Below are 22,436 nucleotides of genomic sequence, written 5' to 3'. Positions count from 1 at the left end.
GTAAGCGCCCTTAAATCAGCACCCTTGCAGAACGGCTACTTAGCTTAATCCAGTTCTACATTCCATGGCAGCAGGGCTTCGAGTTTTTCTAATGTGTCAGCGACAGCTATGCGGTCAAGAATGTGCTTGATGTAGGCTTGTGGATCGAGGTTGTTAGCCTTGGCGGTTTCTATCAGTGAGTAACAAGCGGCGCTGGCTTCTGCGCCTTTACGAGTGTCGGCAAATAACCAGTTTTTACGGCCAATAGCGAAGGGTTGGATGGCATTTTCGGCCAAGGCGTTACTGATCTTAAGGTCGCCGCGCTCACAATAGCCCACCAAGTATTGCCACTGGTTTAAGGTGTAGTCGATTGCTTTTCTCAGAGCGCCGCCTTTCATGATTTTTGCAGCGTTTTTCTCAAGCCACAGCTTAAATTCATTCAGCACTGGCACGCTGATTTCTTGTCGCGCTTTTAAACGCTCTTCATCTGTTTTATCAGCGATGTTGCTCTCTATACGGTAGAGTTTACGAATGTAGCTGAGTGCCACATCGGTTTTACTCACTGTGCCTTTCTTGGCTTTAGCTTTAGAATCAGCACTTTTATCGGCCTCAACAAATTTACGTCGCGCATGATCCCAGCAGCCGATACGGGTGAGGTTGTTCTCGCGGCATATTTTGCTATAGCCAGAGAAGCCATCGGCTTGCAGCACACCTTCAAAATCATCCAGCAGGCGCACAGCCACACTGCCTGCTCGTGATGGGTCGTATTCAAAAAGTATACTGTGCTTATCCGGTGGTCCACCTCGAGTGACCCACATCCATTTATCAGATTGTGCTGTTTTACCGTCTTCTTTAAGCACTTGCAGACGGGTCTCATCCGCTTGCAGGTAATTGCTACTGTTTTGCACCTCGCGCATCAGTTGCAGCAAGGGTTTAGCTGTATCACCAAAGCGCATACACCACTGCGCCATGTTGTTGCGGTAAATCGGCTGGCCTAAGCCTTTAAATTTACTTTCTTGACGGTATAGCGGCATACCGTACTGGTATTTATCGCTAATAACGTGGGCAATCAGTGCGGTAGTGACTGAGCATTTGCCAAACGGATGTACAGGGCGCTGTGCGGCTACCACCTGCTCTTCTTGTGCATCGCCTTCAGGGGTGAAAACAGCTTTTTCTTGCCAGTGCTCCAGCACTTTTAGCTGCGCTGGAATGTAATGCAGCTCTTCTTTTACTTTAGTGAAGAAGGTTTTACTAGCACCGGCTTTTTCTAGTTCCGTGAGCTGGTGTTCAATGCGCTCACGTACTAGGTTGGCAGAAAAACCGCGCTGACGTGATTTACGCTCTTTGCGTTGCTGGGCAATGCTTGTACTTTCATCATCGGTTTCAGGCAAAGCGCCTAGTAACGTATTGATCTCTACTTCAAGCTCGGTTTCGTCAAAAAGATTAAACTGGAACTTAGACTTTTCACTACTAGCACTGAACTTTTGTGTTTTAAGTAGGCGATTGATTTCTTCTAACAGTGCGATGCGTCGATGCGCTTCGTTTAGCTTGCTTTTTTGATTTTCTAAGCGAGCATTTTGTTCTAATAAGCTGGTGTTTTGTTCTTCTACGACAGCTTGGTATTGGGCCACCATTAAACGTAATTCAGCAGCGCTTAGGCTACTTAAATCAGGGGTTTTCATGGTAGTTTTAGGCTGTTTTTTCATGCCGAAATTATAGCAAAATCCGCCACCAAAAGCACCCTTAAAAGCAGCTAAAACCCAGTAAAGTCGAGCTATCCAACACTTTCGTAATGCAGTATTTTATGGCCTTTAAATAGACTGATATCATAGCCATCTAACAGCCAATTTATTTGCTCACCCGTTAGAGCTAACAGATCATCAGCTGGCTTAGGCCACTTAAATTTTTCTTCCGCCAGCGCTTTGTAATACATGACAAAACCATTGTCTTCCCACATGACGCACTTAATTTTATTGCGTTGCCGATTAGTAAAGGCATACAAAGCGCCACTAAATGGATTGCATCCAAGCTCTTGTTCAATGAGCAGTGCCAAGCCATTAGCTTGCTTCCTAAAATCCACCGGCGCACGGTACAGATAAATTTCCGGCATTTGCTTGGCTGGCCGTAAATAACGCACCTGCATTAGAGCTTCCTTAGCAGAGCTAACACGATATCAAGGTTACCCGTATTAATTCCTGAAAAACTGATGCCGCTAGGCAGATGAATGTTAAGTTCATTACTGTTACGACTGGTTGGAACGGTTAACTGTGTAACCTGGGCAAAACCTGCTGGCTTGACTGTAGTTTCTGGCTGTTGGCTTTTTTTACGCCAATAAATAAACTGTTGGTAGTTCAAGCCCTGCTGTTTACAAAAAGCCGCACCCGATAAACCCGTTGTCTGCCAAGTATTAACCTGCTGCTGCCAAAACTGCTGACGTTCTTGCAAATTCATAACCAACACCTCTTTTAAAAAGACAGGTATTAGTGTGATGCTAGGCAGATTGAGTTAAAAGAGGCTGATTTAAGGGCGCTTACGGTCTAACAAGGCCAAGCACAATCGCCAGTGCAAAAAAAAGCACACTGGCTGGACTCGCTGCGCTCGCCTGTGTTGGCGGCGTTAACCCTTGTGACCACCACTTTGCAAAAGTCCGTCAATGACGTATATTGGCTGTCATGTTTACTATCATCGAAACCCCCACATTTGAAGCGGATGCCAGAAAAATCTGGACTGAGGAAGAGCGAGGCGCTTTCTTTGCCTGGCTTGCGGCAAGTCCGGAAATTGGCGACCCCATTTCGGGTAGTGGCGGATGTAGAAAGGTTCGTTGGTCGGTAGCGGGTTCAGGGAAGCGTGGTGGGGTGCGAGTCATTTACTTCACTAAGCTGGCAAATGGTGAGATCTGGTTATTAGTGATCTACAAAAAAGCTGTCAGGGGCAATATACCCGCTCATATCCTGAAGTCGATTCGTGAGGTATTGGAAAATGAGTGACGAGACGCTGAGTGCTGAGGAGCTTGGCAACAAGTTGCTTCAGTCTGTTAAAGAAATGCAAGCGGGCAAAACTGCACGAGTTAGTCGTGTTGAGCCTAACGAGGTGGTAGAGGCTCGAGGCAAAACCGGACTGACTCAGGTCGAGTTTGCTGAGGTGCTGCATATTTCCGCGCGAACCCTGCAGGAGTGGGAGCAAGGTCGACGTGAACCCTCTGGCCCAGCAAAAGCACTCATTGAGATTGCTTCCCGTCATCCCGAGGTCATTCGAGAAGGCCACGAGCTACGGGGTTAACAAGCGGCTGTTGTCGGACGCGCCTACGCTGCGCTCCGGCACTCGCAAAGCTAGGCGTTAAAACCTCTAGCAAGCTTGTGCAGAAATCCATAATGGTATATTTTTTATACTATTAATAATTTTGAGTTTGTTCGTAAGAAGAAGCTTATATTGTTTTTGCGCATACTCTACTTTGCAGCCTAGCAGCAAGGTCTAACACCTGTGGTGCTGCCATATCACCCTCGGCAATAATCAAATACACATCAGCATAGCGCTTATCACCTTTGGCCAGTGGTAGCGGCTTTAACTCACCTGCTGCTAGTTCTTTGGCAATTAACGCCTTAGGATACCAGCCAAACCCTTGACCCATTCGCACAGCCGTTATAGCGGAAGTGATATGGCTTACTGTCCAGCGCTGCTGGGCTTCTAACCAAGCACCGGCTTCACGTTTAAATTTTAAACCGCTGTCGCGCACTACTAACTGTCTAAAGTCACGTAAATTATCAAAGCTAATAGGCGCGGTCATCTTATGTAGCGGGTGTGAAGGTGCGGCCACGGCAATAAATTCTACTCGCATTAAATGTTGACCCATAAACCCTGCTGGCACATGGGTGCTAATGGCTAGATCGACCTCGCGGCTCATTAAAGCCTCATCTGTGCCACCTAATACTGTTTCTAATAGTTGCACACGAAGCAATGGTTCGGTTTCGCCTGCCTTGGCTAACACCTCAAATATAAGTTCAGTAGGAAAAATAGTATCCATAGCGATGACCACCTCGGGCTTACCTAGATTTGCAAGCTGCTTGGCAACTTGTTCTAGGTTTGTGGCTTGCTTTAACAAGTGCTTAGCACGTAATAGCATTTGTTCACCAGCCGAGGTTAGCACTGATTTACGGCCTTCAATTTTAAAAAGCCTAAGGCCTAGCTGCGTTTCCAGGCGGCTTACATTGTAACTAACCGAAGATTGGCTTTTATTTAAAGCTTCAGACGCTTTGGCATAACCACCCTGCTCTACTACTGCCACAAATGCCTGCCATTGCTGCAAACTAATATGCATTATTGCAAACCTATCTAAATTTTAGATTGAAATCCGTTAGAAAGTGCGATTCATTAACTATAAAATAGATAATAGACTAGCCTTCTAGTGAATAAAAGTTAATAGCCGCTATTCTTTAATCTGAGTTTAGCGATAAACAACAAGAGCAGTAGAAGGAGCAAAACATGGGTTTATTAGTTGAAGGTCAATGGCATGATAAGTGGTACGACACTGAATCTACCGGTGGAAAGTTTGTGCGCCAAGAAAGCCAGTTTAGAAACTGGATAACAGCCGATGGCAGTGCTGGCCCAACCGGTAAAGAAGGCTTTAAAGCCGAACACGACCGCTACCACCTATATGTTAGTTACGCCTGCCCTTGGGCACACCGCACTTTAATAATGCGTGAATTAAAAGGCCTAACAGAAAGCATAGGTGTTAGTGCAGTGCATCCTTTAATGCTTGAGCACGGCTGGACATTCGACACCGACGACTTGGGTGCTAATGGTGATGATTTATACCAGCTCGACTATGCGTACCAGCTCTATATAAAACAACAACCCGATTACACGGGTCGCGTTACTGTACCCATTTTATGGGACAAAAAAACCGAGCAAATTGTCAGCAATGAATCGGCCGATATTATTCGTATGCTTAACACCGCCTTTGATAGCCTAGGTGCTAATCCGGTTGATTTTTACCCAGCTGAACTAAAGCAGAGCATCGATGAAATAAACGCCTGGGTCTACCCAAATATTAACAACGGTGTGTACAAATCAGGCTTTGCCACTACACAAGAAGCCTACAGTGAAGCAGTGGTTGAATTATTTAATGCGCTAGATAAAGCTGAACAAATTTTATCTAACCAGCGTTACCTAACCGGCAGCAGCATTACCGAAGCAGACTGGCGTTTGTTCACCACCTTGATTCGCTTTGATGCCGTGTATGTGCAGCACTTTAAGTGCAATATTCGCCAGATAGATGATTACCCAAACCTAAGTGGTTATCTGCGTGATTTATACCAACAGCCAGGCATTGCAGGCACGGTCAATTTAAAACATATTAAACAGCATTACTGCCAAAGCCACCCAACCATTAACCCTTACGGCATTATTCCTGAAGGTCCTGAGCTTAATTTAACTAAGCCACATAACCGCAACCATTTATAAAATGTTAAGAGGATACTTTTTATATGCAACGCAAGATTAAAAAAATCATTAATGCCCGTGGAACCAGTGATGGTGCGGGCGTCAAAATTAAGCGCAGCCTTGGGCAAACCCAAATGGCAAGGCTAGACCCATTTTTAATGCTTGATCAGTTTTTTTCAGATGATGCCAATGATTATATTGCAGGTTTTCCTGAACACCCACACAGAGGCTTTCAAACGGTTACCTATATGCTAGAAGGCCACATGCTGCACCAAGATAGTCTGGGCAATAAAGGTGATTTGCGTTCTGGTGATGTGCAGTGGATGAATGCCGCACGAGGGATTATTCACAGCGAAATGCCCCAGCAAGAAGAGGGGCGCATGCGTGGTTTTCAACTGTGGATAAATCTGCCAAGCCATGAAAAAATGCTGCCAGCCAGCTACCAAGATGTGCCAAGTAGCAGTATGCCTTGGCAAGAGGTTAGCCAAGGTGTGCAGGCTAAAGTGATTGCAGGCAAGCTAGATATTGCCGGCCAGCGCTTAACCGGGGCTATTCAAGGGTTAAGTACCGAAGCCATTATGGCCGATCTTGATGTGCAGCAAGCAGCAGAGGTCAGCTTTGAATTACCCGTAGGCCACAAGGCTTTTGTGTATTGCTACCAAGGCGAGCTAAGTATCGAAGGCCAAGCGGCACCTTTAGATGCTGCTAGCATTTTAACTGATAGCGGCACACTAACGGTTAAAGCGAATGCGGCTAGTCGGTTTTTACTGTTAAGTGGTAAACCCATTAACGAGTCTGTCGCGCAATACGGCCCGTTTGTGATGAATACCCAAGAAGAGTTAGAACAGGCAATGCGTGATTACCGAGATGGCACTTTAACGCAATAGCAATATTGCGTTAGTCTTCTCAAATGCGATATTCCTAGTCTTCCAGCTGAATTTGATAAGACTCGCCATCAAATTCAATGATATCGCCTGCAACAATTTTTTTACGCTTTTGGGTTTCTAGTACGCCATTTAGTTTTACTAACCCATCGGCTACAGCTTGTTTTGCTTCTGCACCACTGGCACTTAGTCCTTCAAATTTTAAAATTTTATAGAGCTCAACAGGTTCTTTATTGATAAGTACTAGGTTCATGGGCATCAACTTTTACAATGAATAAAATAAAGGGTTAAAGTATCACGAATATTTTGAAATGCCATTTTTAAGTAAGGGTGGGTGTATGCACTACAAAGACTGTAAACAGCTTTTAGGAACAGAGCTACCTATTATTCAAGCGCCTATGGCGGGTGTGCAAGACAGTGTTTTGGCTATCGCAGTCAGTGAAGCAGGTGGTTTAGGTTCTTTACCCTGCGCTATGTTAAGCCCTGAACAACTAGTTGCTGAAATTAAGCTAATCAAAGCGGCTTCAACTAAGCCAGTAAACCTTAATTTTTTCTGCCACGAAATGCCTGCTTTTGATGAGCAGAAGCAACTTGTATGGCAAGCAAGGCTAAAGCCTTATTTTGATAAGCTAGGTATTGAAGCCGCTAGCCTACCAGCGGGAGCTAGTCGTACACCCTTTAATCATGCTACGGCAGATTTAATTGAAGCTTTTAAACCAGAAATTATTAGCTTTCATTTTGGTTTGCCCGGTAATGATTTGATGGCGCGTATAAAAAGCTGGGGTACTAAAGTTTTATCTACTGCGACAACGCTTAAAGAGGCTTTGTGGCTGGAAGCTCAGGGTGTTGATGGGGTTATTGCACAAGGTTTAGAGGCTGGCGGGCATCGTGGTATGTTTTTATCAGCTGATATAACCACTCAAGTGGGTTTGGCTGCTTTGGTGCCACAAATTGTTAGCCAAGTAAAAGTGCCTGTTGTTGCAGCTGGTGGTATTGCCGATGCTAAAGGCGTGCAGGCTGCATTGTTGCTAGGTGCTAGCGCAGTGCAAGTGGGTACTGCTTATTTGCTGTGTAATGAATCAAATACCAGTCAGCTGCATCGTGCAGCATTAAAAAGTACTGAAGCTGAACACACGGCACTCACCAATATTTTTACGGGTAGGCCAGCTAGAGGTATCGTTAACCAGGCCATTAAAGAGCTAGGCTATATCAGTGAAACAGCACCAGATTTTCCTTATGCTTCCATTGAAATGGGTAAGTTACGGGCAGCAGCCGAAAAGAACAATTCAGCTGATTTTTCGCCCCTTTGGTCGGGCCAAAACCCAACAGGCTGTAAAGAGATTTCGGCAGGTGAATTAACTAGGCAATTAGCTGAGTTTTGATCTTCACCGTGTTTAGTTGTTAGGTCAGAAAAAAGTTGGCGACTATGCAACCCAAGAGAAGGTGAGTTTTAAAAATTCATTCCAATATGGCGCCCGTCAGCCAGTTGAATGTCTAGGGTAAGTTTACCGCCCATGGCTTCTACATAACGTTTTAATGATGAAAGTTTAATTTCTTGTCCACGTTTTTCTAAATTGGCAATAGATGGTTGAGAAACACCCAAGCGTTTTGCTATTTCGACCTGTGATAACTCAAGCTCTTCACGAAGTGCAGCTAACTTCATTTCAAAGATTTCTTGTGTTGCTTGCTCTTGGGCACCGGTAATAACATTAGGGTCAATTTTTTTAAGCAGTTCACTCAAGGGTTTAGCCATAGTTACCTCAGGGTTTGTAAATAATTTAGAAATTCTTTTTCAGCAATAGGTAGCAGGTCTTCATAGAAACGTTTTTCACCTGACTTATTACCACCACAAAGCATTACAGCTTGACGAAGTGGATCAAAGGCAAAGAATATACGGTAAGGTTTACCATTATGCTGAATTCTTAACTCCTTTAAATTTCTAACTTTTTTAGTTTTCTTAAGAGTATCCACGTCAGGCCTGCCGAGCATTGGACCAAACTCTTTTAGTTTAAATATACCCACTAGAATACTTTGCTGTTCGCTATTACTTAATGAAAGAAACCATTGGTCAAAGTAATTAACAGTGACTATCTCCCACATAGTTACCTCAATTTGCTTAGGTTATTATAGCTTGTAGGTTATATAGCGTAAAGGTTATTTTTTTGCGGCTGAATTTTCAATGTTAGTTGTTGTATTGCAGTAGAACAAAGACCTAGAGCAAAGTATTTTAATTAGCTTTTTACAGGCTAGTGCTTAAGTGATGGTAATGAGTGGAGCTGGTGGTTATTAGCAAGGACTTGGCTTTATTTATCCCTGCTAACTCATGGCTTAGGTTTTTATTTCAAGCTAAGGCACTAGTTTTAAGGTGCTTTGGGTGTTTTTGTGAATAGCTTTTTCTGCTAAGTGCTGTGGGTAGTAGCGTCCTTCTATATAAGCTTGTGCTTGGTCTGAATAGTGCTTATCAAATACAACGCCGCTCTGGCCGACCGGATTAATACCTAGGGCTTTTTCAGGCTCAGCAAAGTCTATTAACCGTCTTGTCGATGGCCCATATTCAACAGCCCAAGGTGCACTGGTATAGCCGCTAGAAAGGTTGTTGGCTAGTTCGTGCCCACCAGGTGCTGCAAAGCTACCTACATTAAAAAGTTTATCTAAGGGTTTAACCGCAGCTAGAGGATGGTTAGGGGTTAGGGTGTGAGCTTTACCCCACTGCCAAGCGTCTAGCTTAGCGCCGAGTGTGTTATTTAGGTGTTTTAAGGTGGCTTGCCAGGCTTGGCCTACAACCTTTTGGCGAGTTTGTGTTTCACCAGTTTTATGATTATTCCACCAAGGCGAATTGGGGTCTGCAGCTAATAGCGGTAAGGCGCTATCAATCATGCGTGTATTAAGTAGGTTTTCAAAAGTGCTTTCGCCTAATTCATCTAAAAAAGTAGCTTTTAAAAGCTGGTAGGTAAATTCAGTAAACACAGTGGGTAAATAACTGTCGGTTGGGAAATTACCCTGCCATTTTGCTAACTGGTTAATCAGCAGGGTTTCTTCTTTACTGCTGGCGCTGGCGTATAAATCGCCTAACAAGGGTTTAAGTAGGCGTGCTGCATAGCCACTTTGTTCGCCTAGTTGGACTGCTTGGCTGTTTTGGGTATTCCATTGTTTGTTGGGTTGGCTTAGTTCTTTAATGAGTTGTTCACCCCGGTCGGCTAGGTTGTAGTAGCCATGCAGGGGTATTTTATTGGGTGAAGCAGGTAAAAAGTTTGCTGAAACAATATAGCCACGTTCGGGGTTTTCTTCTTGTGGGTTATCGCTAAAAGGGTAGAAGCCGTATTTCTTAACTGCGTCTGTTTGGCTGTTGAGTATAAAAGCCGGCTGTGCGCTGGCATCACGAATCGGTATTTTACCTGCTGCCCACCAAGCAATATCTCCTAGTGCATTCGCCCAAACAAGGTTTAACCCAGGCGCATGAATTTTACTGGCGGCAGTACGGGCTTTATCTAGCGTATTAGCACGATTGAAGTCGTAAAAGGCTTCTAAAATAGGGTTTTCGGTTTCTAAAAAAGCCCACCAGATAGCAATGGGCGTGTCGGGTGTTTCTTCACCTAGCGCGGCATTTACGATAGGCCCAAACTCTGAGCTGTAAAGGGTGAGCTCTTCTGGCTCTTGGCCTTTAATGGCAATTAATTCTGTGTGGCTGTCTAAGCTTTCCCAGTTGGGTGGCAAGGCAATTAAGTCTAAATCATCGTTTTGGAACATGGTCAGTGACCAGCCAAATTCTTGGTTATGCCCTAGTAATGCAAAAGGATTCAGGGCTTGAAAGTGCCCATACAATTCAAAACTAGGTGTTTGTAGGTGGGCTTCGTACCAAACTGCAGGAATAGAAAAGCCGATATGTGGGTCACCTGCCAATAGGGGTTTGCCGCTTTGGGTTTTACTGCCCGCCATTACCCAAGCGTTACTGCCTTCAAATTGGGGTAGGTTGTTTTCAATGAGTGCTGCTTGGCTAATTTTGGCTAGGGCATTTAAACCCTGCCAATCGTTTGCTGTTAATTTGTTGCTGCTTAGGCTGCTAGTGGTGTTAGTAGAAGAGAGTTCAGGATAGCTAAGGTCGCCTTGGCTGGGTGTGCTTAAATCAAAAATGCGTAAATACTCTTCGCCTAGTTCATCTCGAATAAAGGTTAAAACAGGCTCGGTACGAAAAGCAGCAGCAAAACTGTAGGCCAAATAACCAGCGACACTTAGCGTATCTTCAGCGGTAAAAGGGCGAGGGGTAATGCCTAATAAATTAAACTCTAAGGGTTTAGCACGGGTGGCTTGGTATTGGTTAATGCCATCTAAGTAAGCACTTAAGCTTTGCATGGCTGGGCTGTTAGGGTCTTGCGTTTTTAAATAGCTTTTGGCGTGCTGGTGAAGGCGCAGGGTACGAAATAGGCGGTCAATTTTTAGGGTTTTTTCACCTAACACTTCAGACAGTTGACCTTGGGCTAGGCGGCGTACCATTTCCATTTGAAATAAACGGTCTTGGGCGTGCACATAACCCAGCGCACGGTAAGCATCTAGCTCGGTTGCGGCTTGAATATGCGGAACACCCCGTTCATCAAAACGCACACTCACTGCTTGGCTTAGCTGCTCTAATTGTATTTCACCACTACGCTGGGGCTGTTTTTGCTGAGTAAACCAATAGCCACCTAGCGTTAGTGTGATTAATAAAATTAGAATAAAAATAGCTAAGCGTTTCATCAAAACATCCTTTTTAGTTAAGACCTTAAAAGCTAGGCCACGGATTACACAAATAAGCACAGATTAAATCCCGATAAACTCTTTGTTAGTAAAAACTAAACTAATATTGTTTTGTTTTGGGGTTTGACCTTATCCGTGTTATCGGTGGCTTAAAGGTTTGTAGTTTCTGGTACTTGTGCCAAAGCTTCTTCTAGTAACTCTACACCGGCACCGGGTAAATGTGCACCTTCACTTAATACCCGTCGAAAGCGCCTTGCTCCGGGCACACCTTGAAAAACACCCAGCAAGGGACGAATGATGGGGTTAAGCCTGTCGCCTTGGCTAAGGCGTTCTTCAACATAGGGCAAGTAATGACGAATGGCTTGGTGTTGGGTTAGACCGTTATCTTTCTCGCCATACAGCTGTTGGTCCACTTGGGAAACCAACCAGGGGTTGTTCCATATTGCTCTGCCAAGCATGACTGAGTCGACGGTTTCTAATTGGGCTTTGCATGCTTCTAGGGTGTTGATACCGCCATTTAAGGCAATTACTAAATCTGGGTGTTGGGCTTTTAAGCGTTCCACACGGGCGTAGTTAAGCGGTGGTACTTCACGGTTTTGTTTGGGTGATAAACCTTTTAGCCAAGCTTTTCTGGCATGCAGAATAAATATTTTACAACCTGCCGCTTTTTGTTGGCTAATAAAATCTTCTAAATCTTGGTCTTCGTCTTGGTCATCAATACCTATGCGGCATTTAATGGTCACCGGCAAGTGGGTGGCAGCTTGCATGGCTTGAATGCAGTCGCTCACTAAGTTGGGGTGGGCCATTAAACAAGCGCCTATTAGGTTGTTTTGTACTCTATCGCTGGGGCAGCCCACATTTAGGTTGATTTCGTTATAACCCCACTCGGTAGCTATTTTAGCGCAACGTGCAAGGTCTTCTGGGTTGCTGCCACCCAGTTGTAGGGCTATTGGATGTTCTTCGGCTGAAAAATCTAAAAACCTGTGTGGGTCTTTGCCATGTAAAATAGCACCGGTGGTAATCATTTCTGAGTACATCAGGGTTTGAGTGCTAAGCAAACGTAAAAAATACCGAAAGTGGCGGTCGGTAACATCTAACATGGGCGCTAAAGAAAAACGGGGGTAGGGTTGATCACCCCAAAGTTGCAGAGACATAAGATTAAGATCACTAGCTAGTTAAAGTTGGTGAAGTGTAACCTTAGAAAAATAAAATGGCGACCTGCAAGGGGAGTGCTAGGTCGCCCTAGGTTTTACTAGTGGTTAAACCTTGTGATAACAGATAAAGCCCTAGAAAATGGGGCAGCAATAGTCTTACAAAAAATAAGGGCTGTGAAGGTGGCGTAATGTCGCAATAAATTCTGAGCAATGCAGCCAGTGGCAGAATCCTTTAAACTAGGTTTCTGGATTTAACCCATTATTTTTATCAGCAGGATTAATAAGCATGACTGTGCGCACTCGTATTGCTCCATCACCCACCGGTGATCCCCACGTAGGTACCGCTTATATCGCGTTGTTTAATTTATGTTTTGCCCGTCAACATCAGGGCAAATTTATTCTGCGGATTGAAGACACCGATCAGCAGCGTTCAACTGCTGAATCTGAGCAGAAAATTTTTGAGTCCTTACGTTGGTTAGGTTTGGATTGGGATGAAGGCCCAGACGTAGGTGGTGAATTTGGCCCTTATCGGCAAAGTGAGCGAGGTGATATTTATGGCAAGTACGCACAAGAATTACTCGATAAAGGTAAAGCTTTTAAGTGCTATCGTACCAGTGAAGAACTGGATGAATTACGTCGCCAACGTCAATTAGCAGGTAGATCAACAGCCTTAAAGCCCTCTGATTTATACTTACCTGAAGAAGAAGTAGCCAAGCGTGCTGCTGCTAATGCGCCCTTTGTAATTCGTATGCTAGTGCCTGAACATGATGGTGCTTGTGTGATTGACGACTTGCTGCGTGGCAAGGTGGCTTTAGATTGGAGCATGGTCGATGCACAGATACTTCTAAAGTCAGATGGTATGCCTACCTACCATCTAGCCAATGTGGTGGATGACCATTTAATGCAGATTACCCATGTGATGCGTGGCGAAGAATGGTTGAATTCAGCGCCTAAGCATAAATTACTTTATGAGTATTTTGGCTGGGAAATGCCAGTACTTTGCCATTTACCTTTGTTGCGTAATCCAGATAAATCTAAACTTTCAAAGCGTAAAAATCCCACTTCAATTAATTTTTACCAGCGTATGGGCTATTTCCCAGCGGCTATGTTGAACTACTTAGGCCGTATGGGTTGGTCCATGCCTGATGAGCGTGAAAAGTTCAGCCTAGAAGAAATGATTGCGAATTTTGATATTCAGCGAGTTTCGCTAGGTGGCCCAGTATTTGATGTTGAAAAACTCAGCTGGCTAAATGGTTTGTACCTGCGTGAAGACTTTACTGATGAGCAGCTGATTGCAGAGCTTATGACATGGGCATTTAACAGCGATTACGTTAAACAGATTATTCCACAACTGCGCCCACGTATTGAGGTTTTGTCTGATATAGCACCCATGGCGAGTTTCTTCTTTAGCGGTATGCCTAAGGTCACTAAAGCCGATTATGATGCATTAGGTTTTGAAGAAGCAGATTTGGTTGAATTGTTTCAGCTTTTAGTTTGGGAAATGGATAATTTAACCACTTGGAATAAAGACGCTATTTTAAATACCGTGAAGGCTTTAGCTGATAATGCAGAATTGAAGATGCGCAATTACTTACAGCCCGTATTTGTTGCTATTAGTGGTAGCACATCATCTACCTCTGTTTTAGATGCCATGGTGATTTTAGGCCCTGATATGAGTCGAGCGCGGTTACGTTTTGCGTTAGACCTAGTTTCTGGTGGTGGTGTTTCGAAAAAGCTCACTAAAAAGCTAGAAAAGACTTATCAGGCATTTTTGGCTAATAAAACTGCAACTGATTAATTTTATTTAAAATAAAGCTTGACGGTGTGATGATAGATGCCTATTATACGCACCGTCTTGAGGACATCCTGGGGGTATAGCTCAGCTGGGAGAGCGCCTGCCTTGCACGCAGGAGGTCTGCGGTTCGATCCCGCATACCTCCACCAAATCTAGTCCTACAGATTGTTTTATTAGTTAGTAAAAGTATTTACGTCCCATTCGTCTAGTGGTCCAGGACACCGCCCTTTCACGGCGGTAACAGGGGTTCGAACCCCCTATGGGACGCCACTTTTACAGCTGACCATTCCTTTTAGTTGTAATCATCTCTGGTTTTATCCACAATTTTACCTACCTTCTATTAGGCTTAAAATCTAAGTCTCTAACTATTTAATTTATATTACTTTTTAATGGCTGGGTTAACTTAGCTTTTGCCTCTGGGGTTGATCTGCTCTGGCCCGTGTACTTAACCTAACTAAGCTTGATTAAAAAATGAACTTTTTAAGGTGGAGGCTATATTTATTGGCTTAGCGCCAAGTATAAAGGATTTGTCCACCAGTTTATCCACAGATCTTGTGGATAAGGTTTAAAGTTCGTTGAGTAGTAAATCGTTAAGTAGTTGGTACTTGGCAGGATCTTCAGGCAGTAGCTTTTTCTTGCTATCAGGTAGAACAGCTAGCTTCAGGTCTTGGTGTTTTAATGGCTGATTGGTATTTTTATTAAAGACTAGGCGAACCACTGATGGGTGGTTATTTTGGTCATGGCGCTTTACAAAGGCTAGGTCACCATTTTCAAAAGCGACTAGCGAACCGATTGGGTAGAGTCCTTGGCGTTTAATCAGCTGTTGAATAGAGGCTAGGTCTAGCTTGTCACGCATGGCTAAAAGGCGTTTATAAGCTAAAGCATAGGGTAGGCCTGCACGGTAGCTACGACCATTGGTCATGGCATCAAATACATCAATAACGGCTGCTAGCTTGCCAACAGGGCTTATGGAAATACCTTTTAGGTGTTCAGGGTGACCTGAGCCATCTAAGCGCTCACAGTTTTGTGTGGCAAGGGTTAATGCAATGGCAGGCATGCCCTGTTGCCTAGAGAGAACTTCTCGGGTTAGCAAAGAGTGCTTGTGCATTACCTTGGCTTCTGTTTCGTTTAATTCGCCGCTTTTATTAACAATTCTGTCAGGTATTAAGCCTTTACCTAAGTCATGGCACAAGCCTGCAAAAATAATGTCGCGCAGGTAGCTTGGATCACCAGACCTAGGGTTATCTTGGTTAAACATGGTTTGATCAGCAAGCAATACCGCAACACTGACTGAGTGCTCATAAAGGTAGTTGGCTGATGAGCGAACACGAGAAATGAGTAGTAGTTCTTGCCGATCTTTTTGAAGCTTTTCTAAAAGTAGATCGGTTACTTCCCAGGCCTCATCGATAGGTAAGGCAGTTTTATCTCGCAAGCTATTAACTAGCTTTTGTACGCAACGCACAGCTTTGTGATGCACTTCTTCTGTTGTAAGTTTCTCTAGCTCCTTGGTTTCTTCTTCGGTTTCAGGCTGGGTGTTTTTGCTAGGTTCTTTGCCTGAAGCATCTAAGAAAAGCTCGGATATGGGTGCAGAGCTATTGCCTGAACTTGAGCGAGCATTATCACGCTGTAACTCATTAACGATAAAAGAAATTTTGCGATCCAGTTTAGGATCCATATTAATGAGCTGACAACCTAAGCTGCTAACATCTCTTTTTTCATCGTAACCAACGTGACGTATGGCTATACCAATATCAAGAAGGTGACCGTTAGGAAAAATAATATAGCAGCTGGTGTACTCGGTATTTTTTGGTAGCGTTTCGCGCAAGTCACCCTTGGCTTCAATTTGACAGCCTTGGGCGGATAAGTCTCTGAGCAACCCATCATGCTCCCAAGTAGGGCTTTGTGGGATGATGTTGTCATATTCATCACGTTTAATTTCTGGCTTCTTAACGCCAAGCCTTACCTGAATATTTAAAGATAAGCGCACAGATGCACGAAAGAATTGACGACGTTGTAAGAAATGTAACTCAGTGGGGAAGAGGACTTTATAAACCGGGCTATCTTCTTTGATGGCACGCCCAACAGCTTGTAGCTTTTCTGCACTAATTTTGCAGCCGTCATGGTAGCTATCAAAATGAAAGGGAATAGCTTTTGCCATAAGCTCATCACCCCATTTTGGGGTGACTTCATCTAGCAAAATGTAACCTTCTTTAAAGTTTACGGCGAGCACCATGCTGGTATAGTGGTCTGCAACCGAGTCAAAGCGTAGCTTTAAAGGCGTATGCTTGACTTGTAGCCTACGCATAAGGCGATAGATGCCCTCACGTGACTTAATTAGCTGACCTTCTTCCTTCGGTTCTTCTGAGGTTGTTCCGTTTTTGCTCTGTGTCATGCCCACAAAATAAAATCCTGAATACTTGGGTTTTTGTTAACCAATGCAACTTAATACCTGTTCAGCAGTTAAAAATCAACAACTGCTAGAAGTATATGCACAATCAATGCGCTCGCTTAAGCTTGTGGCTTGAATGCTCTCATGCGCCTTAATAGGCTAGAGGTATCCCAGCGACCACCGCCTTGTTGCTGAACTTCAGCATAAAATTGATCGACCAAGGCAGTAACAGGCAACTGTGCATCAAGTGCACGCGCTTGATCTAGGCAGATAGCAAAGTCTTTACGCATCCAGTCTACAGCAAAACCGTGCTCATATTCATCGGCAATCATAGTTTTGTGACGGTTGTTCATTTGCCATGAGCCTGCAGCACCTAGGCTAATAACATCGATAACTTTTTGTTGGTCTAATCCTGCTTTTTCAGCAAAGTTTAGTCCTTCGGCTAAGGCTTGAACAAGACCACCAATGCAGATTTGGTTAACCATTTTGGTCATTTGACCAGCGCCTGCTTCACCCATATAGGTAACGGCTTTAGCAAACAACTGCATAATCGGTTCTGCTCGCTCGTAAGCTGATGCATCACCACCCACCATGATTGTTAGTTGGCCGTTGATTGCGCCTTGCTCACCACCTGAAACAGGTGCGTCTAAAAAGTTTATTTGTTGTTTTTGGCAGGCTGCAGCCATTTCTTTAGCTAGGGAGGCTGAGGCAGTGGTGTGATCAACGATAAGGCTGCCGGCTTGCAGGCTAGTTAGAATGCCTTGTTGGCCTGTTACAACTTCGCGCACGTCTTCGTCTTTGCCTACGCATATAAAAACTATTTCAGCCTTGGCTGCAGCTTCAGCGGGTGTAGAGGCAGATGTGTGGTCAGGGTTTTCTAGAACCCATTGAGAGGCTTTAGCAGGTGTACGGTTAAACACGGTGACTTGATGTCCGGCTTTAGCAAGGTGGCTGGCCATTGGGCCGCCCATAACGCCTAACCCTATAAAGGCAATTTTTTTAGGTGTGCTCATTTTTCCTCCAAGTAATAAAAAAGGCTGCCTTAGCAGCCTTTGATAGAACAGTTGTTGCTTAGCGATTAGGTAGGTCACGCTGAGGTGCGCCGGTGTAAAGCTGACGCGGGCGACCAATTTTGTAATCGTTGCTAATCATTTCGTTCCAATGTGAAATCCAGCCAATAGTACGGCTCATGGCAAAGATAACGGTAAACATATTGGTTGGAATGCCTATGGCTTTAAGAATGATACCTGAATAGAAGTCTACGTTGGGATAAAGTTGACGTTCAACAAAGTATTCATCTTCTAGTGCAATTTGCTCTAGGCGCTTAGCAATTTTTAGCTGCGGATCATCAGATAAGCCTAGTTCAGCTAGCACTTCATCACAGGTTTCTTTCATAACTTTAGCGCGTGGGTCAAAGTTACGGTAAACACGGTGACCAAAGCCCATTAGCTTGAAAGGGTCATTTTTGTCTTTAGCGCGTGCTACAAACTCATCAATGCGAGATTCATCACCAATTTCGTCTAGCATGGTTAGTACGGCTTCGTTAGCACCACCGTGAGCAGGACCCCAAAGTGCAGCGATACCTGCAGCGATACAAGCAAAGGGGTTAGCACCCGTAGAGCCAGCTAGGCGAACTGTTGAAGTAGAAGCGTTTTGTTCGTGGTCTGCATGAAGCATGAAAATACGATCCATGGCTTTAGCAAACACGGGGCTGATTTTATATTCTTCACAAGGTGTAGCAAACATCATGTGTAAGAAGTTTTCAGCGTAGGAAAGGTCGTTACGTGGATACACAAATGGCTGGCCAGTTGAATACTTGTAACACATGGCAGCGATAGTGGGCATTTTAGCAATTAAGCGATGAGCTGATACTTTACGATGATAAGCATCGCTAATATCCATAGCTTCATGGTAAAAAGCAGATAGTGCACCGACTACGCCACACATAACAGCCATGGGGTGAGCATCACGGCGGAAGCCTTTGAAAAACTGAGTTAGCTGCTCATGGACCATGGTGTGACGGTTAATGGTTTCGGAAAACTCTTGGTATTCTTCAGCTGTTGGTAGTTCGCCATTAAGCAATAAGTAGCAAAGCTCTAAGTAATTAGACTTAGCTGCTAGTTGATCAATAGGATAGCCACGGTGAAGAAGAATGCCTTTGCCGCCATCAATGAAAGTTATTTTAGATTCACAAGACGCAGTAGCCATAAAGCCAGGGTCGTAGGTGAACACACCTGTTGAGCCTAAGCTACGTACATCAACTACGTCTGGGCCAAGGGTACCTGAAAGTATAGGTAGCTCGACTGTCTGCTCAACGCCATCAATAGTTAGTACTGCTTTCTTATCAGCCATAAGGCCTCCTTATAGGTTTTGATCATTCTTGCAGTTAGAAAATGAAGGTGGCACTACTATAGAAGCGAAATTTCTCCTGTCAATTACGCTAAATGTGTAGAGTATTTGACGTTTAGCTTGCTAGAATGCGCCACGCCTTAAATTAAGGCTTAGTATTAGATTCGCTTATTTTAGTGCAGTGCACAACCTTTGGATAGATTGCGTAACTATTTGTTGGTTCTTATAATCAGTGACCTGCACTTGGGGGATAAGTGCTGCAGCAGAAAACTGCTTAGTAATTTAAGCATTTTTCTGGCGAGTGCTTTTAAATATAATCGCTTGTTGCCGGGGAAACCTGTGCAAGCACTATAAAAGAGTGTGTAGAGCCGTGAAAAGCAATAGACCTGTAAACCTCGATTTATCGACGATAAAATTTCCTTTATCAGCGTTAGCATCGATAACTCACCGCATTAGCGGCGTTATTTTATTTGTTGGCCTGATTTTTATGTTCTGGGCATTTGATGTGTCTTTATCTTCTCCAGCTGGTTTTGATAGTGTCAAAACTACTTTGCAAGATAATTTCCTAGCAAAATTTGTGCTTTGGGGAATGCTGACAGCTTTAGGTTATCACTGCCTAGCAGGTGTTAAGCACATCATTATGGACTTCGATATTGGCGTGAACTTAGAAAATGGTCACACCATGTCGCAAGTTGTCTTTATTCTAGCAGCTGTATTGGCTGTGTTGGCAGGAGTCTGGGTATGGTAACCAATGTCACAAATTTTGGCCGTAGCGGTTTAGCTGACTGGCTAATGCAACGTGTAACTGCTGTTATTATGTTGGCTTACACTGTGTTCTTGCTAGGTTTTTTATTAACGAATGGCGATCTTGACTTTGTAACTTGGAAGACACTTTTTCAAGGCACCACAATGCGTATTTTTAGTTTGTTAGCTTTGCTTTCAATTGCTGCTCACGCCTGGATAGGTATGTGGACGGTAGCTACGGACTATATTAAGTGCGCTAAGCTACGCGTGATTTATCACTTGGTTGTAGTTATCGCTTTATTCGCCTATGTGGTTTGGGGCGTTCAAGTTTTGTGGGGAGCTTAATCCATGTCAACACTTCGTACACTAGAGTTTGATGCCATCATTGTTGGTGGTGGTGGTGCCGGTCTACGCGCAGCACTTCAGCTAGCGCAGTCTGGTCGTAAAACAGCAGTTATTTCTAAAGTATTTCCTACTCGTTCACATACCGTGTCTGCGCAAGGTGGTATTACCTGCGCCATTGCTTCTGATGATCCTAACGATGATTGGCGCTGGCACATGTACGATACCGTTAAAGGCTCCGACTACATTGGTGACCAAGACGCTATCGAGTACATGTGTAGTGAAGGCCCTAAAGCGGTATTTGAACTAGAGCACATGGGTTTACCTTTCTCACGTACTGAGCAAGGCCGTATTTACCAGCGTCCTTTTGGCGGTCAGTCAAAAGACTTTGGTAAAGGTGGTCAGGCTGCACGTACTTGTGCTGCAGCAGACCGTACAGGTCACGCGCTTTTGCATACGCTTTACCAGGGTAACTTAAAAAATGAAGCAACCTTCTTAAACGAATGGTATGCCGTTGACCTAGTAAAAAATGCTAAAGGCGATGTGGTTGGCTGTATTGCTATTTGCATTGAAGATGGTGAAACCATTTTCATTAAAGCTAAAGCAACTGTTATGGCGACTGGTGGTGCTGGTCGTATTTATGCTTCTACCACTAACGCTCTTATTAATACGGGTGATGGTGTAGGTATGGCGCTGCGTGCTGGCTTAGCTATGCAAGACATGGAAATGTGGCAGTTCCACCCCACTGGTATTTATGGTGCTGGTACCTTGGTAACTGAAGGTTGCCGTGGTGAAGGTGGTTACCTGATTAATAAAGACGGTGAGCGCTTTATGGAGCGTTATGCACCCAATGCTAAAGATTTGGCTGGTCGTGACGTTGTTGCACGTTCAATGGTTATGGAAATTCTTGAAGGCCGTGGTGCTGGTGAGCATGGTGATCACGTTTTCTTGAAGCTAGATCACCTAGGTGAAGAGGTATTGAACAAGCGCCTGCCGGGTATTTGTGAGCTATCTAAAACCTTTGCACACGTTGACCCAGTAAAAGCACCTATTCCTGTTGTGCCTACCTGTCACTACATGATGGGCGGTATTCCTACTAATGTTCATGGTCAAGCTATCACTATTGATGCAGAGGGTAATGACCAGATTGTTAATGGTTTATTTGCTTGTGGTGAAGTGGCTTGTGTATCCGTACATGGTGCCAACCGCTTGGGTGGTAACTCACTACTAGACTTAGTTGTATTTGGTCGTGCTGTTGGTTTGTACATTGAACAGGCGCTTGACCAAGGCATTGAGTATGACGATGCGGCTGAATCAGATATCGAATCAGCTCTTGCGCGTATGAATCGCTGGAATGAGTCTAAAGATGGTGAGTCTGTTCATGCGTTGCGTACTGAGCTGCAAAACTGCATGCAGAATTACTTTGGTGTATTCCGTGATGGCGAGTTCATGGAAAAAGGTATTGAGCAGTTAAAAGATCTGCGTGAGCGTATTGGTAAAGCACACCTAGAAGATAAGAGCCAAGCATTTAATACCGGCCGTATTGAAGCACTAGAGCTAGATAACCTTCTGGAAGTGGCTGAAGCAACTGCTATATCTGCTTATGAGCGTCGTGAGAGCCGTGGTGCTCATAGCCGTAATGACTTTACAGAGCGTGATGATGAAAACTGGTTGATGCACTCGGTTTATTCACCTGCCACTAAAACATTAAGTAAGCGTGCGGTTAATCGAGCTCCAAAAATGATTCAGGGCGAGATGTTGAAGCATTTTGAACCAAAAGTGCGTACTTACTAATCAGAATTTGATGTTGGGAGAGTAAAGATGCTTCAGGTATCAGTTTATCGCTACAATCCGGAAACGGATAAAAAGCCCTACATGCAGGACTTTGAAATCGACACCAAAGGTAAAGATATTATGGTGTTGGATGTACTGCATTTAATTAAAGAAAAAGACAATGGAATGTCTTACCGTCGTTCTTGCCGTGAAGGTGTATGCGGTTCCGATGGTTTAAACATGAATGGTAAAAATGGCCTAGCTTGTATTACACCTGTTTCAGATGTAGTGAAAAACAACAAGCTAATTATACGCCCTTTGCCTGGTTTACCCGTTATTCGTGATCTAGTGGTTGATATGTCGCTTTTCTATAAGCAGTACGAGCGCATTAAACCTTTCTTGATTAACGATACGCCTGAACCAGCGATTGAGCGTCTGCAAACACCAGAAGATCGTGAAAAGCTAGATGGCTTGTACGAGTGTATTCTTTGTGCATGTTGTTCAACGGCTTGCCCGTCTTTCTGGTGGAATCCTGATAAGTTTGTTGGGCCATCAGGTTTGCTACAGGCTTATCGCTTCTTAATCGATAGTCGCGATACTGCAACAAAAGAGCGTTTGGCTGAGTTGGATGATCCGTTCAGTGTATTCCGTTGTCACGGTATTATGAACTGTGTAGCGGTTTGCCCTAAGGGTCTAAACCCAACGCGTGCTATCGGTAACATTCGTGGTATGTTGTTGAATAACGCTACTTAAGTTGTAAGAAAAGTAAAAAGACTTTCTAAGCCGAAAGTCTTGAATAAAACCCTGTGCCACCCACTGTCTGTTTTTCTGTCAGTGGGGTACAATACCCAAGACGA

Annotated in this window: 22 protein-coding genes and 2 tRNA genes; 12 read left to right on the top strand and 12 right to left on the bottom strand. The window is 44.2% G+C overall.

All coding sequences use genetic code 11. The features are described from left to right. Positions 1-44 precede the first annotated feature (44 nt). The 3 genes from tnpC to tnpA all read right to left on the bottom strand — a co-directional run bounded on the left by tnpC (position 45) and on the right by tnpA (position 2,430). Positions 45-1,685, bottom strand: a complete 1,641-nt coding sequence (gene tnpC, locus BP27_RS0109990) for an IS66 family transposase (protein WP_027851433.1) — start codon at positions 1,683-1,685, stop codon at positions 45-47. Between the two features lie 68 nt (positions 1,686-1,753). Continuing rightward, positions 1,754-2,122, bottom strand: a complete 369-nt coding sequence (tnpB, locus tag BP27_RS0109985) for an IS66 family insertion sequence element accessory protein TnpB (RefSeq protein WP_027851432.1) — start codon at positions 2,120-2,122, stop codon at positions 1,754-1,756. Continuing rightward, positions 2,122-2,430 carry an IS66 family insertion sequence element accessory protein TnpA gene (gene tnpA / locus BP27_RS0109980; RefSeq protein WP_027851431.1) on the bottom strand — a complete coding sequence of 103 codons (309 nt, stop codon included), beginning with the start codon at positions 2,428-2,430 and terminating at the stop codon, positions 2,122-2,124. The genes tnpB and tnpA overlap by 1 nt, the downstream gene beginning before the upstream one ends. A 221-nt stretch (positions 2,431-2,651) precedes the next feature. Between tnpA and BP27_RS0109975 the strand changes: the two genes are divergently transcribed. Together BP27_RS0109975 and BP27_RS0109970 are read left to right on the top strand one after the other, a co-directional pair. Further along, the gene (locus BP27_RS0109975) at positions 2,652-2,966 is read left to right on the top strand and encodes a hypothetical protein (RefSeq protein WP_027851430.1); all 315 of its coding nucleotides are present in this window, start codon (positions 2,652-2,654) and stop codon (positions 2,964-2,966) included. Continuing rightward, entirely contained in the window at positions 2,959-3,258 is a 300-nt protein-coding gene (locus BP27_RS0109970) for a helix-turn-helix domain-containing protein (protein WP_027851429.1), read from the top strand. The genes BP27_RS0109975 and BP27_RS0109970 overlap by 8 nt, the downstream gene beginning before the upstream one ends. Before the next feature lie 145 nt (positions 3,259-3,403). Here BP27_RS0109970 and BP27_RS15920 read toward each other — a convergent pair whose 3' ends face one another. Continuing rightward, complete coding sequence (locus BP27_RS15920) at positions 3,404-4,294, bottom strand: LysR family transcriptional regulator (protein ID WP_036240019.1); 891 nt, start codon at positions 4,292-4,294, stop codon at positions 3,404-3,406. 164 nt (positions 4,295-4,458) lie between these two features. Here BP27_RS15920 and BP27_RS0109960 point away from each other — a divergent pair, with 164 nt between their 5' ends. Both BP27_RS0109960 and BP27_RS0109955 read left to right on the top strand, forming a co-directional pair. Further along, positions 4,459-5,439 carry a glutathione S-transferase family protein gene (locus BP27_RS0109960; protein ID WP_027851428.1) on the top strand — a complete coding sequence of 327 codons (981 nt, stop codon included), beginning with the start codon at positions 4,459-4,461 and terminating at the stop codon, positions 5,437-5,439. 23 nt (positions 5,440-5,462) lie between these two features. Next, a complete protein-coding gene (locus BP27_RS0109955; RefSeq protein WP_027851427.1) occupies positions 5,463-6,305 on the top strand; it encodes a pirin family protein in 843 nt (280 codons plus the stop codon). Between the two features lie 34 nt (positions 6,306-6,339). Here the strand turns inward: BP27_RS0109955 and BP27_RS0109950 are convergent, their stop codons facing one another. Beyond that, complete coding sequence (locus BP27_RS0109950) at positions 6,340-6,555, bottom strand: RNA-binding S4 domain-containing protein (RefSeq protein WP_027851426.1); 216 nt, start codon at positions 6,553-6,555, stop codon at positions 6,340-6,342. Positions 6,556-6,640: 85 nt separating this feature from the next. On the opposite strand from BP27_RS0109950, the gene BP27_RS0109945 reads away from it, so the two are divergent. Next, positions 6,641-7,684, top strand: a complete 1,044-nt coding sequence (locus tag BP27_RS0109945; RefSeq protein ID WP_027851425.1) for an NAD(P)H-dependent flavin oxidoreductase — start codon at positions 6,641-6,643, stop codon at positions 7,682-7,684. A gap of 68 nt (positions 7,685-7,752) precedes the next feature. On the opposite strand, the gene BP27_RS0109940 is transcribed toward BP27_RS0109945, so the two are convergent. The 4 genes from BP27_RS0109940 to dusA all read right to left on the bottom strand — a co-directional run bounded on the left by BP27_RS0109940 (position 7,753) and on the right by dusA (position 12,187). Beyond that, positions 7,753-8,055, bottom strand: a complete 303-nt coding sequence (locus BP27_RS0109940) for a helix-turn-helix domain-containing protein (protein ID WP_027851424.1) — start codon at positions 8,053-8,055, stop codon at positions 7,753-7,755. Positions 8,056-8,057: 2 nt separating this feature from the next. Continuing rightward, complete coding sequence (locus BP27_RS0109935; protein WP_027851423.1) at positions 8,058-8,402, bottom strand: type II toxin-antitoxin system RelE/ParE family toxin; 345 nt, start codon at positions 8,400-8,402, stop codon at positions 8,058-8,060. A gap of 246 nt (positions 8,403-8,648) precedes the next feature. Beyond that, entirely contained in the window at positions 8,649-11,033 is a 2,385-nt protein-coding gene (locus tag BP27_RS0109930; protein WP_027851422.1) for a penicillin acylase family protein, read from the bottom strand. Between the two features lie 149 nt (positions 11,034-11,182). Beyond that, positions 11,183-12,187 (bottom strand): tRNA dihydrouridine(20/20a) synthase DusA, encoded by a 1,005-nt coding sequence (gene dusA, locus BP27_RS0109925; RefSeq protein WP_051610501.1) that lies wholly within the window; start codon positions 12,185-12,187, stop codon positions 11,183-11,185. Between the two features lie 286 nt (positions 12,188-12,473). Between dusA and gltX the strand changes: the two genes are divergently transcribed. From gltX to BP27_RS0109910, 3 genes are all read left to right on the top strand, one after another. Continuing rightward, positions 12,474-13,985: a glutamate--tRNA ligase gene (gene gltX, locus BP27_RS0109920; RefSeq protein WP_027851420.1), complete on the top strand. Its 1,512-nt coding sequence runs from the start codon at positions 12,474-12,476 to the stop codon at positions 13,983-13,985. A 70-nt stretch (positions 13,986-14,055) separates the two neighbouring features. Beyond that, a tRNA-Ala gene (locus tag BP27_RS0109915) sits at positions 14,056-14,131 on the top strand. 45 nt (positions 14,132-14,176) lie between these two features. Beyond that, positions 14,177-14,252: transfer RNA gene (locus BP27_RS0109910), tRNA-Glu, on the top strand. 295 nt (positions 14,253-14,547) lie between these two features. On the opposite strand, the gene BP27_RS0109905 is transcribed toward BP27_RS0109910, so the two are convergent. The 3 genes from BP27_RS0109905 to gltA form a co-directional block, all read right to left on the bottom strand. Further along, positions 14,548-16,374: an HD domain-containing phosphohydrolase gene (locus BP27_RS0109905; RefSeq protein ID WP_150112046.1), complete on the bottom strand. Its 1,827-nt coding sequence runs from the start codon at positions 16,372-16,374 to the stop codon at positions 14,548-14,550. Positions 16,375-16,490: 116 nt separating this feature from the next. Next, positions 16,491-17,384 (bottom strand): NAD(P)-dependent oxidoreductase, encoded by an 894-nt coding sequence (locus BP27_RS0109900; RefSeq protein ID WP_027851418.1) that lies wholly within the window; start codon positions 17,382-17,384, stop codon positions 16,491-16,493. 58 nt (positions 17,385-17,442) lie between these two features. Then, on the bottom strand, positions 17,443-18,723 hold the full coding sequence (gene gltA, locus BP27_RS0109895; protein WP_027851417.1) for a citrate synthase: 1,281 nt from the start codon (positions 18,721-18,723) through the stop codon (positions 17,443-17,445). A 367-nt stretch (positions 18,724-19,090) separates the two neighbouring features. Here gltA and sdhC point away from each other — a divergent pair, with 367 nt between their 5' ends. Genes sdhC through BP27_RS0109875 form a run of 4 tightly spaced genes read left to right on the top strand, consistent with a single transcriptional unit; the run spans position 19,091 to position 22,332 of the window. Next, positions 19,091-19,468, top strand: a complete 378-nt coding sequence (sdhC, locus tag BP27_RS0109890; protein WP_027851416.1) for a succinate dehydrogenase, cytochrome b556 subunit — start codon at positions 19,091-19,093, stop codon at positions 19,466-19,468. Continuing rightward, entirely contained in the window at positions 19,462-19,809 is a 348-nt protein-coding gene (sdhD, locus tag BP27_RS0109885) for a succinate dehydrogenase, hydrophobic membrane anchor protein (RefSeq protein ID WP_027851415.1), read from the top strand. Before sdhC ends, sdhD begins: the two co-directional genes overlap by 7 nt. A gap of 3 nt (positions 19,810-19,812) precedes the next feature. Then, a complete protein-coding gene (gene sdhA, locus BP27_RS0109880) occupies positions 19,813-21,600 on the top strand; it encodes a succinate dehydrogenase flavoprotein subunit (RefSeq protein WP_027851414.1) in 1,788 nt (595 codons plus the stop codon). Positions 21,601-21,627: 27 nt separating this feature from the next. Continuing rightward, complete coding sequence (locus BP27_RS0109875) at positions 21,628-22,332, top strand: succinate dehydrogenase iron-sulfur subunit (RefSeq protein WP_027851413.1); 705 nt, start codon at positions 21,628-21,630, stop codon at positions 22,330-22,332. Positions 22,333-22,436 lie beyond the last annotated feature (104 nt).

Source organism: Marinospirillum insulare DSM 21763, assembly GCF_000686905.1.
Lineage (GTDB): Bacteria > Pseudomonadota > Gammaproteobacteria > Pseudomonadales > Halomonadaceae > Marinospirillum > Marinospirillum insulare.
Note: the sequence above shows the minus strand (reverse complement) of the source record. Positions and strands in the feature narration are given on the sequence as shown.

What these genes read in the sequence shown, in the direction of transcription:
- tnpC (WP_027851433.1), bottom strand. Translation starts at nt 1,685, where the DNA reads ATGAAAAAACAGCCTAAAACTACCATGAAAACCCCTGATTTAAGTAGC.
- tnpB (WP_027851432.1), bottom strand. Translation starts at nt 2,122, where the DNA reads ATGCAGGTGCGTTATTTACGGCCAGCCAAGCAAATGCCGGAAATTTAT.
- tnpA (WP_027851431.1), bottom strand. Translation starts at nt 2,430, where the DNA reads ATGAATTTGCAAGAACGTCAGCAGTTTTGGCAGCAGCAGGTTAATACT.
- BP27_RS0109975 (WP_027851430.1), top strand. Translation starts at nt 2,652, where the DNA reads ATGTTTACTATCATCGAAACCCCCACATTTGAAGCGGATGCCAGAAAA.
- BP27_RS0109970 (WP_027851429.1), top strand. Translation starts at nt 2,959, where the DNA reads ATGAGTGACGAGACGCTGAGTGCTGAGGAGCTTGGCAACAAGTTGCTT.
- BP27_RS15920 (WP_036240019.1), bottom strand. Translation starts at nt 4,294, where the DNA reads ATGCATATTAGTTTGCAGCAATGGCAGGCATTTGTGGCAGTAGTAGAG.
- BP27_RS0109960 (WP_027851428.1), top strand. Translation starts at nt 4,459, where the DNA reads ATGGGTTTATTAGTTGAAGGTCAATGGCATGATAAGTGGTACGACACT.
- BP27_RS0109955 (WP_027851427.1), top strand. Translation starts at nt 5,463, where the DNA reads ATGCAACGCAAGATTAAAAAAATCATTAATGCCCGTGGAACCAGTGAT.
- BP27_RS0109950 (WP_027851426.1), bottom strand. Translation starts at nt 6,555, where the DNA reads ATGAACCTAGTACTTATCAATAAAGAACCTGTTGAGCTCTATAAAATT.
- BP27_RS0109945 (WP_027851425.1), top strand. Translation starts at nt 6,641, where the DNA reads ATGCACTACAAAGACTGTAAACAGCTTTTAGGAACAGAGCTACCTATT.
- BP27_RS0109940 (WP_027851424.1), bottom strand. Translation starts at nt 8,055, where the DNA reads ATGGCTAAACCCTTGAGTGAACTGCTTAAAAAAATTGACCCTAATGTT.
- BP27_RS0109935 (WP_027851423.1), bottom strand. Translation starts at nt 8,402, where the DNA reads ATGTGGGAGATAGTCACTGTTAATTACTTTGACCAATGGTTTCTTTCA.
- BP27_RS0109930 (WP_027851422.1), bottom strand. Translation starts at nt 11,033, where the DNA reads ATGAAACGCTTAGCTATTTTTATTCTAATTTTATTAATCACACTAACG.
- dusA (WP_051610501.1), bottom strand. Translation starts at nt 12,187, where the DNA reads ATGTCTCTGCAACTTTGGGGTGATCAACCCTACCCCCGTTTTTCTTTA.
- gltX (WP_027851420.1), top strand. Translation starts at nt 12,474, where the DNA reads ATGACTGTGCGCACTCGTATTGCTCCATCACCCACCGGTGATCCCCAC.
- BP27_RS0109905 (WP_150112046.1), bottom strand. Translation starts at nt 16,374, where the DNA reads ATGACACAGAGCAAAAACGGAACAACCTCAGAAGAACCGAAGGAAGAA.
- BP27_RS0109900 (WP_027851418.1), bottom strand. Translation starts at nt 17,384, where the DNA reads ATGAGCACACCTAAAAAAATTGCCTTTATAGGGTTAGGCGTTATGGGC.
- gltA (WP_027851417.1), bottom strand. Translation starts at nt 18,723, where the DNA reads ATGGCTGATAAGAAAGCAGTACTAACTATTGATGGCGTTGAGCAGACA.
- sdhD (WP_027851415.1), top strand. Translation starts at nt 19,462, where the DNA reads ATGGTAACCAATGTCACAAATTTTGGCCGTAGCGGTTTAGCTGACTGG.
- sdhA (WP_027851414.1), top strand. Translation starts at nt 19,813, where the DNA reads ATGTCAACACTTCGTACACTAGAGTTTGATGCCATCATTGTTGGTGGT.
- BP27_RS0109875 (WP_027851413.1), top strand. Translation starts at nt 21,628, where the DNA reads ATGCTTCAGGTATCAGTTTATCGCTACAATCCGGAAACGGATAAAAAG.